This is a genomic window from Nocardia farcinica, from assembly GCF_001182745.1.
Classification (GTDB): Bacteria; Actinomycetota; Actinomycetes; order Mycobacteriales; family Mycobacteriaceae; genus Nocardia; species Nocardia farcinica.
In genome coordinates this window covers 1,078,322-1,090,363 of the sequence record NZ_LN868939.1, presented here as the reverse complement: position 1 = coordinate 1,090,363, position 12,042 = coordinate 1,078,322, and the positions used below count along the sequence as shown (strand labels likewise).

General features: G+C 72.4%; 10 protein-coding genes. 6 read left to right on the top strand and 4 right to left on the bottom strand.

Translation table 11 applies throughout. The features are described 5' to 3' along the window. Positions 1-73: 73 nt before the first annotated feature. The gene (gene thiE / locus AMO33_RS22010; protein WP_011211874.1) at positions 74-772 is read left to right on the top strand and encodes a thiamine phosphate synthase; all 699 of its coding nucleotides are present in this window, start codon (positions 74-76) and stop codon (positions 770-772) included. 35 nt (positions 773-807) lie between these two features. Here the strand turns inward: thiE and AMO33_RS22005 are convergent, their stop codons facing one another. Then, on the bottom strand, positions 808-1,524 hold the full coding sequence (locus tag AMO33_RS22005) for an NUDIX hydrolase (RefSeq protein WP_060594095.1): 717 nt from the start codon (positions 1,522-1,524) through the stop codon (positions 808-810). 133 nt (positions 1,525-1,657) lie between these two features. Here AMO33_RS22005 and AMO33_RS22000 point away from each other — a divergent pair, with 133 nt between their 5' ends. Genes AMO33_RS22000 through AMO33_RS21990 form a run of 3 tightly spaced genes read left to right on the top strand, consistent with a single transcriptional unit; the run spans position 1,658 to position 6,660 of the window. Beyond that, positions 1,658-3,043, top strand: coding sequence for a hypothetical protein (locus tag AMO33_RS22000; RefSeq protein ID WP_174520490.1), 1,386 nt, complete (start codon positions 1,658-1,660; stop codon positions 3,041-3,043). Then, a complete protein-coding gene (locus AMO33_RS21995) occupies positions 3,040-4,011 on the top strand; it encodes a glutamate ABC transporter substrate-binding protein (protein ID WP_060594094.1) in 972 nt (323 codons plus the stop codon). Before AMO33_RS22000 ends, AMO33_RS21995 begins: the two co-directional genes overlap by 4 nt. 6 nt (positions 4,012-4,017) lie before the next feature. After that, positions 4,018-6,660: a serine/threonine-protein kinase gene (locus tag AMO33_RS21990; RefSeq protein ID WP_240327280.1), complete on the top strand. Its 2,643-nt coding sequence runs from the start codon at positions 4,018-4,020 to the stop codon at positions 6,658-6,660. Positions 6,661-6,679: 19 nt separating this feature from the next. Here the strand turns inward: AMO33_RS21990 and AMO33_RS21985 are convergent, their stop codons facing one another. Then, entirely contained in the window at positions 6,680-7,888 is a 1,209-nt protein-coding gene (locus AMO33_RS21985; RefSeq protein ID WP_060594093.1) for an acetate kinase, read from the bottom strand. Beyond that, positions 7,888-9,975 carry a phosphate acetyltransferase gene (pta, locus tag AMO33_RS21980; protein ID WP_060594092.1) on the bottom strand — a complete coding sequence of 696 codons (2,088 nt, stop codon included), beginning with the start codon at positions 9,973-9,975 and terminating at the stop codon, positions 7,888-7,890. Before pta ends, AMO33_RS21985 begins: the two co-directional genes overlap by 1 nt. 91 nt (positions 9,976-10,066) lie before the next feature. On the opposite strand from pta, the gene AMO33_RS21975 reads away from it, so the two are divergent. Together AMO33_RS21975 and AMO33_RS21970 are read left to right on the top strand one after the other, a co-directional pair. Further along, a complete protein-coding gene (locus AMO33_RS21975) occupies positions 10,067-10,693 on the top strand; it encodes a type 1 glutamine amidotransferase family protein (protein ID WP_011211881.1) in 627 nt (208 codons plus the stop codon). Next, the gene (locus tag AMO33_RS21970; protein ID WP_011211882.1) at positions 10,690-11,142 is read left to right on the top strand and encodes a MarR family winged helix-turn-helix transcriptional regulator; all 453 of its coding nucleotides are present in this window, start codon (positions 10,690-10,692) and stop codon (positions 11,140-11,142) included. The genes AMO33_RS21975 and AMO33_RS21970 overlap by 4 nt, the downstream gene beginning before the upstream one ends. A gap of 80 nt (positions 11,143-11,222) precedes the next feature. Here the strand turns inward: AMO33_RS21970 and AMO33_RS21965 are convergent, their stop codons facing one another. After that, positions 11,223-12,038 carry an HAD-IIA family hydrolase gene (locus AMO33_RS21965; RefSeq protein ID WP_041560473.1) on the bottom strand — a complete coding sequence of 272 codons (816 nt, stop codon included), beginning with the start codon at positions 12,036-12,038 and terminating at the stop codon, positions 11,223-11,225. Positions 12,039-12,042: the final 4 nt, after the last annotated feature.

The window sequence follows — 12,042 nt, the reverse complement described above, 5'->3', positions numbered from 1 at the left end:
TGCCACCTTCCTGGATAGCGCTCGGGTCCCCCTCTGCTCGCTTCCCCACCGTAGCGCGGCTACCGTCGACGACGTGCATCCCTCCCACCCGAAGCGACCGCTGCCACCCCGGGACCGACTCGCCACGGCACGGCTGTATCTGTGCACCGACGCGCGCCGGGAGAAGGGCGATCTGGCCAAGTTCGCCGAAGCCGCCTTCGCGGGCGGTGTCGACATCATTCAGCTCAGGGACAAGGGCTCGCCCGGCGAGGCCAAGTTCGGGCCGCTCGAGGCGAAGGCCGAGCTCGGCGCGCTGGCCGAACTCAAGGCCGTCGCGCGCCGCCACGGCGGCCTGGTCGCGGTGAACGACCGCGCCGACATCGCGCTGGCCGCGGGCGCGGACGTGCTGCACCTCGGCCAGGGCGATCTGCCGCCCTGGTACGCGCGCCGCATCGTCGGCCCCGACGTGGTGATCGGCCGTTCGACCCACAACCGGGCCCAAGCCGGGCTCGCCGCCATCGACGAGCACATCGATTACTTCTGCACCGGCCCGGTCTGGTCGACGCCGACCAAGCCCGGCAGGCAGGCCGCGGGCCTGGACCTGGTGCGTTCCACCGCGGATTCGCACCCGACGCGGCCGTGGTTCGCCATCGGCGGCATCGACCTGGAACGGCTGCCGGAACTGCTGGCCGCCGGTGCGGACCGGATCGTGGTGGTGCGCGCGATCACCGAGGCACGTGATCCCGAGGCGGCGGCGCGAGCGCTGAAATCAGCCCTGCTCGCCGCCTCCTGAGCAGGTCGGCGGCCGGAGGCGGCGGCACGCTGTGCTCAGGCGAGGATCTGCCGCACCGTGAGCGACACCGTGCGCACCAGCGCGCCCGTCTGCGCCTCCGGCGCACCGCCGGACTCGGCGGTGTCGGCAGTGTCGGCGGTGGCGGCAGTGTCGGCGACGATGCGGGCGTAGCCGCCGGGTCCGTCGGGGTCGGAGTGCAACCAGAGGAAGCCTTGGTCGGCGAGGTCGACGGTGCGGGGCAGGGCCGCGGCCACGGTGTCGGCGTCGTCCAGCTCGCTCAGGCAGGCGCGAGCCGGGGTGGCGCGCAGGGCGGGCCAGGCGGCGGCGAAGCCGGGGTGCAGGGGGCGGTCGGTGACCTCGTCCTCGGGGACCCACGCCAGTTCGAGGCTCTCCCGGTCGCGGCTGGTGCGCAGGGTCTGGTCGGTGTCGGCGACGACGGTGGTGTAGGTCCAGCCGCTCAACGCCGACGCGGTCACCCGTTCGGCGCGCACTCGCACGGCGGTGGGGTCGATGCCCGCTTCCTCCCACGCCTCGCGCACGGCGGCGTGCACGGAGGACTCGTGGCTGTCCTTGGCGCCACCCGGCAGCGCCCAGGTGCCGCCCTGGTGGCTCCACGGCGCCCGATGCTGCAACAGCACCGCCGAGCCGCCGCCCGCCAACGGCGCCCGCAGCAACAACCCGGCAGCGCCGTACTTGCCCCAGTGCCGTAGCCCGTCCGGGCCCTCCGACCACCCGTCACCGTCACCACGCATCACAAACCATCCTCGTTGCGCCGCGGCGGCGTTCCCCCGTCGCACCCGCCCCGGGGTGATCGACGCACCGCGGCATCGGTAGGACCACAATAAACTGCGACGCAGGCGCACAGGTGAGGCGCGGACCGCGGAGGTGGGACATGACACGGGCGGGATCAGGGCGGGTCGCCGCGCCGCCCGGCCGGCCGGGGGCGAGCATCGCGCCGCGGCCGACCCGGCGCGCAAACCGCTCGCGGGCGCGTCGGCGGTGGTGGTCCGCGACCAGCTGAGCCCGGCCAATGTGCGCGCCTTCGCCGCCTCCTCGCCCGGCTGGCTGATTGCGGTCGGATTGCTGTTGATGCTGTTGTGCGGGGCCGCCGCGGTGGTGACCGCGTCCACGGTGGGCGAGCGGCAGGAGGCGCTCGACATCCTGCTCGTCGACACCGAGCCGAACGCCCACTCCGCGCACCGGCTCTACACGTCGCTGTCGATCGCCGACGCCGCCGCGAGCACCGCCTTCATCGCGGGCGGCCTGGAACCGCAAGCCGTGCGCGACCGCTACACGCAGGCCGTCGGCGAGGCGGCGGCGGAACTGGTGATCGGTTCCGGCGGCCACGATGCCGACACCCGACTGCGCACCGGCATCGCCACCGGTCTGCCCGTCTACACCGGCCTGATCGAGACCGCGCGGACGAACAACCGCAGCGGCTACCCGGTCGGCGCGGCCTATCTCAGCGAGGCATCGCACCAGATGCAGGCCACCCTGTTGCCGATGGCCGAGGAACTCGAGGACCATCGGGCCGCGGCGGTCGAGGCCGCCGGACGCCACCATGTGCGTCCGCCGTGGCCCGCGATCGGGCTGTTGCTCCTGGCCTTGGCGGCGCTGGTGTGGGTGCAGGCGATGCTGGCGCGGCGCTGGCGGCGCACCCTGAACGCCGGTCTGCTGTCGGCCTCGGCCGCGGTGCTGGTGTTGCTGGCCTGGACGGTGCTCGCCGGCTCGATCTCGGCGCTGGCCATGATCGACGGGCGCGACGAGGGCGCGGTGCCGGGTTCGCGGCTCACCGAGAGCCGCATCCTCACCCAGCAGGCCCGGTCTGCGGAGATGTTGAAGCTGGTGCGCCGGGACGCTTCCGGGGACTACGACCGCGTGTACGACGAGGGCATCGCGCGCCTCGCCGATCTGCTCGACGGCTACCCGGCCGAGGCGCCCGCGACCGACCGGCTCGCCGAAGCGCGTGCCGCGCTGGACCATTGGCGGGCCGCGCACCAGCGGATGAACGAGGCCCTGGCCAACGGCGACTACACCGGCGCCGCCGTGGTGGCCACCGGGCCGGGCGCGCAGGAGTCGGCCGCGGCCGTCGCCGCGCTGGACCGGGCCCTCGACAGCGGGCTGGCCGAGACCAGGAACGCGCTGCGCGGCGAGATTTCGCGTGCCGCCCGCGCGCTGGATTTCCTCGCTCCCGGCGCGTTGGTGCTCGGCATGGTGGCGATCGGCTGTGTCGGCGTGGGCATCTGGCCGCGACTGCGGGAGTACCGATGAGAGCCCGGCGCGGCCTGCCCGCCGCCCTGCTGGTCGCGCTGGCCGCGCTGACCGGCTGCGCCGACGGCCCGGCCCCGGTCGCGCGGCCACCGGCAGGCACCTACACCGAGACACCGTTGCCCGCGGGCGCGACGGTGCTGCCCCCGGAATCGCCACTGCCCGCTCAGCCGGAGGCCGACTGCGGTGATCCCACCGCCAGCCTGCGGCCGACCGGCGCCACCACCGGGCCCACCCTCGACGCGATCCGCCGTCGCGGCCGGTTGCTGGTCGGTCTGGACACCGGCAGCAATCTGTTCAGCTTCCGCGATCCCATCACAGGGGCGGTGGTGGGCTTCGACGCCGACATCGCCCGCGAGATCGCCCGCGATCTGCTCGGCAATCCCGATCTGATCGAATTCCGGTCCATGGGTTCGGCCGACCGCGAGCAGGCGTTGCAGGACCGCACCGTGGATCTGGTCGCCAAGACCATGACGATCACCTGCGAGCGACGGCGCAAGGTGGCGTTCTCGACGGTGTACCTGCGGGCCGACCAGCGGGTGCTGGCGATGAAGGACTCCGGGATCCGCGGGCTGGCCGACCTGGCGGGCAAGCGGGTGTGCGTGGTGCGCGGCACCACCTCGCTCGAGCACGTGCGCCGCGAGCAGCCCGCCGCGACCGTGCTGACCGTGCCCAGCTGGGCGGACTGCCTGGTGGTGCTGCAACAACGCCAGGTCGACGCGGTGAGCACCGACGACGCGATCCTGGCCGGCCTGGCCGCGCAGGACCCCTACACCGAGGTGGTCGGGGAGAGCATCAGCGTCGAGCCCTACGGCATCGGCATTCCGCGCGAGGCCGACGACCTGGTGCGCTTCGTCAACCGCACGCTGGAACGCCTGCGCTCCGACGGCACCTGGACCCGCCTGTACCGGCAGTGGCTGTCGGTCCTCGGCCCCGCGCCCGCCCCGCCTGCCGCGACCTATCAGGACTGATCCGCGATGACCGAACCCGACCAGCCCGCGGACGCCGCGCCTCCCCCGGTCCCGCACCGCTCCGGCACCGGCGGCCGTCACCGCCTCGACGAACCGCACCGCGCCGAGGATTCACACCGCGCCATCGATCCACACCGCTCCGACGAGCCGCACCGCGCCGTCGAACCGCACCACGCCGACGATCCACACCGCGCCGAGGATCCGGCCGCACCGACCGAACCGGTGCACGCGGAACCGGCCGCTCGACTCGGCGCGGCACCGGCCGCGCCACCGTCGCCGACCGGACTCGACCCGGGTGTGACCGCACTCGCCGCCCGGCCCGTCGCGTCGCGCGATACGCCCGAGCCGCATGCCGTGCCCATCGACCCGGCCGCGACCGGCTGGACGCCCGGCCCCGCGGACGATTCGCACACCCCACACCCGTTCGAGGACGACGACGGCCCCGGCACCCGGGCCGTGGCGCCGACGGGCGCGATGGACCGCCCCGATTCCGGCGGTGCCCGGACGACATCGGGCCGCAGCGTGCGAACGTCCCGGTCCCGGCCCACGGTGCGCAGGCTCGGCGGCGGTCTGGTGCCGGTGCCGCCCGTGCCGCCCGCCGACCCCCTGGCGGCCGTGCTCACCGATCCGGTCGTCGCCGAGAGCAGGCGCTACTGCGGGCGCTGCACCAATCCGGTCGGCCGCGCGACGGCCGCGCACGCGGCGAGCACCACCGGTTTCTGCGAACGCTGCGGCGCGCCCTACGATTTCCGCCCCTCGCTGCACGCCGGTGACATGGTGGCCGGCCAGTACGAGATCCAGGGCTGTCTCGCCCACGGCGGGCTCGGCTGGATCTATCTGGCGATCGACCGGAACGTGAGCGACCGCTGGGTGGTGCTCAAGGGTCTGCTGCACGCCGGTGACGCGGAGGCGCAGGCGGTCGCGGTGGCCGAGCGGCAGTTCCTGGCCGAGGTCGCGCACCCGAGCATCGTCAAGATCCACAACTTCGTCGAGCACCCGGGCCGGGACGGCGTGCCGATCGGCTACATCGTGATGGAGTACGTGGGCGGCCGGTCGCTGCGCGCGCTGCTCGACGACTACCGGCGGCCGCAGCGGATGCCGGTCACCGAGGCCATCGCCTACCTGCTGGAGATCCTGCCCGCGCTGGAATACCTGCATTCGATCGGGCTGGCCTACAACGACCTCAAGCCGGACAACATCATGGTCACCGAGGACCAGGTGAAGCTCATCGACCTGGGTGCCGTCACTCCGCTGGAAGCGTACGGGAACCTGTACGGCACCAAGGGCTTCCAAGCGCCGGAGATCGCGACCACCGGTCCCACGGTCGCCACCGACATCTACACCGTCGGCCGCACGCTGGCGGTGCTCACCCTCGACCTGCCGATGGAGCACGGCCGCTACCGCGACGGCATCCCCGATCCCGACCAGCACCAGGTGCTGCGCCGCTACGAGTTCTTCCACCGGCTGCTGCTGTGCGCGACCGACCCCGATCCGGCCCGCCGCTTCCCGTCCGCCCGTGCGATGTCGGCCCAGCTGGCCGGGGTGCTGCGGGAAATCCTCGCGCTGGACACCGGCGCCGAACATCCACAGCTGTCCACAGTGTTCAGTCCACAGCGCGCCGGATTCGGCACCGAGGAGCTGATCAGCCAGACCGACGCCTACGCCGATGGTGCCGGGCGGGATCCGCGCCTGTCCGCGGCCGACGTGGCCGCCGCGCTGCCCATCCCGTTGATCGATCCGGGTGAGCCCGCCGCGGCGCTGCTGGCCGCCGCCATGCAACCCGATCCGGCCCGGGCGCTCGACGCGCTGGGCGAGGCCCGCGCCCGCGCCGAGGCCGACCCGGACACCGCCCCGGACACCCTGGGCGTCGAGCTGACGCTGGCCGAGGTCCGCATCCGGCTGGACATGGGCGATGCGGCCGCCGCGCTGCGGCTGCTGGCCCGGCTCGGCGCCGGTGACTGGCGGGTGCACTGGTACACCGGGCTCGCCGAACTGCGCGAGCAGCACTACGAGTCGGCCTTCGCCGCGTTCGAGGACGTGCTGCGGGTGCTGCCCGGCGAGATCGCGCCCAAGCTCGCCCTCGCCGCCACCGCCGAACTGGTCCTGCAGCACTGGGAGACGGCCGAGCCGGAGCAGTGGCGCAGTTACGCGGAGAAGTACTACGAAACCGTGTGGCGCACCGACCGTGCGGTGGTGAGCGCGGCGTTCGGCCTGGCGCGGCAACTGGCCGCCGCGGGCCGGGTGGACGCGGCCGTGCGCGCCCTCGACGAGGTGCCCGCCGCCTCCCGCGCCTACACCACGGCCCGCCTCACCGCCGTGTGGTTGCTGCTCACCGCGGCGCCGATCGACGAACTGCCCGAGTCGACCCTGCATGTCGCCGCGGCCCGGGTGCAGACCCTGCCTGCCGGGGAGGCCAGGGCGCTCCAGCTGCGCGTGCTGGTGCTCGGCGCCGCGCTGGCCTGGCTCGGCGCGGGCCACGAACCCGAACGCGCCGACGCCACGTTCTTCGGCGCCCCGTTCACCGAACGGGACCTGCGCGCGGGCACCGAGGCGGGCCTGCGCGCCCTGGCCCGCGCCGCCCCGGGGCGCGACCATCGCTACGCGCTGGTCGACCTGGCCAACTCCATCCGGGCGAAGACCTGGTTCTGATCCGCGGGGCGGCCCGGCGTCAGCCCGCGGCGACCAGGCGGTCGGCCGCGCGGGCGATGGCCAGCTCCTCGTTGGTCGGCACCACCAACACCGTCACCGGGGCCGCCGGCGGCGAAATGACCCTGGCGCCGCGGTCTTTCGCGGTGTTGCGGGCGGGATCGACGGCGATGCCGAAGTTCTCCAGTCCGGCCAGGGCGTCGGCGCGCACGTCGGCGCTGTTCTCCCCGACGCCGGCGGTGAAGGTGATGGCGTCGACGCCGCCGAGCGCGATCAGGTAGGCGCCGAGGTAGCGGCGCAGCCGGTGCACGTAGACGTCGTAGGCGAGCTTCGCCGCGGCGTCGCCCTCGTCGATCAGGCGGCGCAGTTCCCGGAAGTCGTTGACGCCCGCCATGCCTTTGAGGCCGGCCTCGCGGTTGAGCAGCTTGTCGATGCGGTCGACGTCGAAGCCGGCCGCGCGGGCCAGGTGCCCGAGGATGCCGGGATCGAGGTCACCGCCCCTGGTGCCCATGACCAGGCCCTCCAGCGGGGTCAGGCCCATCGAGGTGTCGATCGGGCTGCCACCGCGCACGGCCGACGCCGAGGCGCCGTTGCCGAGGTGGAAGACGATCTGGCGCAGCCGCGCCGGGTCGCGGTCGAGTAGCTCGGCGACCCGGCCGGACACGTACTCGTGCGAGATGCCGTGGAAGCCGTAGCGGCGGATGCCGTACTCCGCGGCGATCTTGGCGTCGATGGCGTAGGTCTTGGCGGCGTCGGGCAGGCCGTGGAAGAAGGCGGTGTCGAACACCGCGACCTGCGGGACGCCCGGTAGCAGGCGACGCGCGTTCTCGATGCCGGTGACATTGGCGGGGTTGTGCAGCGGCGCGAGTTCGGCGAAATCCGCGATGGCGGCGACCACCTCGTCGGTCACCAGCGTGGGCTCGTGGAACATCTCCCCGCCGTGCACCACCCGGTGCCCGACCGCGCGCAGGCCGGCGCCCGCCAGGTCGAACCCGGTCTCGGCGAACATCTCGAACACCCGCTCGAGGCCCGCGCGGTGGTCGGGGATGCGGCCCTCGTGACCGATGGTGCGCGCACCGCAGCGATGCTCGATCGCGCTGTCGTCCTCACCGATCCGCTCGACCAGCCCGGCGGCGGACACCTCGCCCGTCTCGGGGTCGACCAGCTGGTACTTGATCGAGGACGACCCCGAATTGAGCACGAGGACGAGGTGTTCGGATGCGGTGGTCATCAGCCCTCCTGTTCCGCGATGCCCTGCGCCTGGATGGCGGTGATGGCCACGGTGTTGACGATGTCGGCGACCAGCGCGCCACGGGAGAGATCGTTGACCGGCTTGCGCAGGCCCTGCAACACCGGGCCGATCGCGATGGCGCCCGCGCTGCGCTGCACGGCCTTGTAGGTGTTGTTGCCGGTGTTGAGATCGGGGAAGACGAACACGGTGGCGCGCCCGGCGACCTCGGAGTCGGGCAGTTTGGCGTCGGCGACGGTGGGCTCGATCGCCGCGTCGTACTGGATCGGGCCCTCCACCAGCAGTTCCGGCGCGCGCTCGCGCACCAGATCGGTGGCCACCCGCACCTTCTCCACGTCCGCGCCGCTGCCGGACTCGCCGGTCGAATACGACAGCATCGCCACCCGCGGGTCGATGCCGAAGCGCTGGGCGGTGCGGGCGGAGGAGATGGCGATGTCGGCGAGCTGCTCGGAGGTGGGATCGGGCACCACGGCACAGTCGCCGTAGGCGAGTACCCGGTCGGCCAGGCACATGAGGAACACACTGGAGACCGTCTGCACGCCCGGCACGGTCTTGATGATCTCGAAGGAGGGCCGGATGGTGTGGGCGGTGGTGTGCGCGGCGCCGGAAACCATGCCGTCGGCGATGCCCTCGTACACCATCATGGTGCCGAAATAGGAGATGTCGGCGACGGTTTCGCGCGCGCGTTCCAGCGTCATGCCCTTGTGCTTGCGCAGTTCGGTGTAGGTGGCGGCGAACGACTCCAGGTGTCCGGAGGTGCGCGGATCGAGCACCTCGGCCTCGGCGATGTCGACGCCGAGTTCGGCGGCGCGCGCCCGGATCGCGGTCTCGTCGCCGAGGATGACCAGGTCGGCGATCTTGCGCTGGAGCACCCGGCCCGCGGCGCGCAGGATGCGGTCGTCGTCGCCCTCGGGCAGCACGATGCGCTTGCGGTCGGCCCTGGCCCGCTCGATGAGCTGGTATTCGAACATCTGCGGGGTCACCACGTCGCTGCGGCGAACGCGGATGCGGCTCAGCAGTTCCGGCGCGTCGACGTGCTGTTCCATCAGCGCCAGCGCGGTGTTGACCTTGCGGGGGTTGCCCGCCGACATCCGTCCCCTGGTGCGGTAGGCGGCGCTGGCGGTGTCGTAGGTGCCCAGGTCGGTGGTGAGGATCGGCAGCCGGGGCTTGAGACCGGCCATCAGCCGGGCAACCGCGGGGTGCGGGCGCATCCCGCCGTTCATGATGATGCCCGACAGCGACGGAAAGCCCTCGGCCTCATGGGCGTTCACCACGCTGAGCAGCACGTCGGACCGGTCGCCCGGTGCGATCACGACCACGCCGTCGACCAGCCGCTCCAGAATGTGCTCGGCGGTCATGCCACCGACCATGATCTTCAGCGCCTCGCGCTGCAACAGTTCCGGGTCGCCGCTGTACATCTCGCCGCCCACCGCCTCGCACAGCTCGGCCATCGTCGGCGCGATCAGCAACGGCACCTCCGGCAGCGCCCAGGACGGGACGTCGAACGCGCCAAGGACCGAACACACTTCGTCGAGCTGGTCGGGATCGCAACGGTTGGCGATCACCGCGACGGCGGCGGCGTGCTCGGCGTGCAACTCGCTCATGCACAGTTCGACCAGCTGCTTGACCTCCACCGGGGTGCGGCCGGAGCCGCGCACCACCAGCAGCACCGGCGCGCCGAGGTTCACCGCGATCCTGGCGTTGAAGCGCAGCTCGCTCGGGCTGGCGACATCGGTGTAGTCGCTGCCGATCACCACCACCGCGTCGCAGGCGTCGGCGACCTCGTGGAAGCGCATGACGATCTCGCTGATCGCGGCGTCGGGGTCGGCGTGCACCTGTTCGTAGGTGACGCCGATGGACTGGGCGTAGTCCAGATCGGCGGTGCTGTGCTCGAGCAGCAGTTCGAGGATGTAGTCGGGTTCGGTGGTCGAGCGCGCGATCGGCCGGAACACCCCGACTCGCGCCGTGGTGGCGCACAGCATCTGCAGGACGCCGAGCGCGACCGTCGACTTCCCGGTGTCTCCTTCCGGGGAGGCGATGTACACGGTGGACGGAGCGGATTCGACCATGGCCCCGAGCTTAGTGAGCCCGCCGCGCGCCGCCGGGTGAACCTCCCCGCAGCTATTGACAGCATCCTGTCAAGGATGACAGGATGCTGTCATGGAAACGAGGACCGTCCACACCGCCGTCTACGACACGCTCGCCGACTGGGAGGTCGGCGCGGCCATCGCGCACATCAACAACCCCGAGTGGCAGCGCAACCCGGGCAGCTTCGAGGTCCGCACCGTCGGACTCACCCGCGATCCCATCCGCACCAAGGGCGGCGTCCGCATCGTGCCCGATCTCGCGCTCGGCGAGCTCACCCCCGAGCAGAGCGCCGGGCTGATCCTGCCGGGCGCCGACACCTGGGTGCCCGGCGATTTGGCGCCCTTCGCGGCGGCCGCGGCCGGCTTCCTCGACGCGGGCGTGCCGGTGGCGGCGATCTGCGGCGCCACCTACGGCCTGGCCGCGGCCGGGTTGCTCGACACCAGGAAGCACACCAGCAACGCGCCGCAGTTCCTCGCGGCCAGCGGTTACGCCGGAGCCGACCACTACGTCGAGCAGCCCGCGGTGTCCGACGGCGTGCTCGTCACCGCGACGGGCACCGCGCCGTTCGAGTTCGCCCGCGAAGTGTTGCGCGTGCTCGACGTCTACGAGCCGCATGTGCTCGACGCCTGGTATCGCCTGTTCGCGCACAACGACGTGAGCGCGTTCCTCGCGCTGCAGGACCACGCGGCGGCTGAATGAGCGAACCGCTCTCGGCCCAGCAGCTGTTCAGCACGGCCGCCATCACCTCGTTCCGCCTGAACGGCCAATTCCTCGCCGTCGCCGAGGAATTGGCCCGCCCGGCCGGGCTCACCGCAGCCTGGTGGCAGGTGCTCGGGGCGGTCCTGCGCGAGCCGTTGCCGGTGTCCGGCATCGCCCGCGCGATGGGCATCACCCGCCAGAGCGTGCAGCGCATCGCCGATCTGCTCGTGGACAAGGGCCTGGCCGAATACCGCCCCAACCCCGCACACCGGCGCGCCAAACTCGTCGCCCCCACCGAGGCGGGCCGCGCCGCCGTCGCCCGCATCGACCCCGGGCACGCCGCCCGCGCCGCCGCCCTCGCCGCGCACCTCGGGCCCACCCGCCTCACCGAAATAGTGTCCGCCCTCACCGACCTGACCCGAGCCCTGGAGGCCCTGGAGAAGGAGTGACGGTCAGGGTGCCGGCCTTCCCGCTGATCCGGCGCTGCTCGGCGGGCCCGGCATCGAGATCGGGAGGGGATGGGGCGGGCTCAGCCGAAGGGATTCTTCGTGCGTCCCACCAGGTCGGCGACCGAGTCGATGACCATGGTCGGGCGGTAGGGGTACTGCTCGACGGCGGCGCGGGTGGAGATGCCCGAGGTGACCAGGATCGTGCGCATGCCCGCCTCCAGACCGGAGATCACGTCGGTGTCCATGCGGTCGCCGATCATCACCGTCGACTGGGAATGGGCGCCGAGGCGGCGCAGTGCCGAGCGCATCATCAGCGGGTTGGGTTTGCCGACGTAGTACGGGTCGCGTCCGGTGGCGCGGGTGATCAGGGCGGCGACCGAGCCGGTCGCAGGCAGTACCCCCTCGCGCGACGGGCCGGTGGCGTCCGGATTGGTGGCGATGAAACGGGCGCCGCGTTCGACCAGGCGGATGGCGGTGGTGATGGCCTCGAAGGAGTAGGTGCGGGTCTCGCCGAGCACGACGTAGTCGGGGTCGCTGTCGGTGAGCACGTAACCGATCTCGTGCAGCGCCGTGGTGAGGCCGGACTCCCCCACCACGTACGCGGTGCCGTTCGGGCGCTGGTCGTTGAGGAAGGTCGCGGTGGCCAGCGCGGAGGTCCAGATGGACTCCTCCGGGATGTCCAGGCCGGTGGTGCGCAGCCGGGCCTGCAGGTCGCGCGGGGTGCGGATGGAGTTGTTGGTGAGCACGAGGAACGGCGTCTCGTTCGCGCGCAATTCGGCGAGGAACTCGTCGGCGCCCGGCACCAGATGGTCCTCGCTCACCAGCACGCCGTCCATATCGGTCAGGTAGGACAGGATCGGCTCGTCATCGATGGTCACCCGGCAATTGTCCGTCATAGGA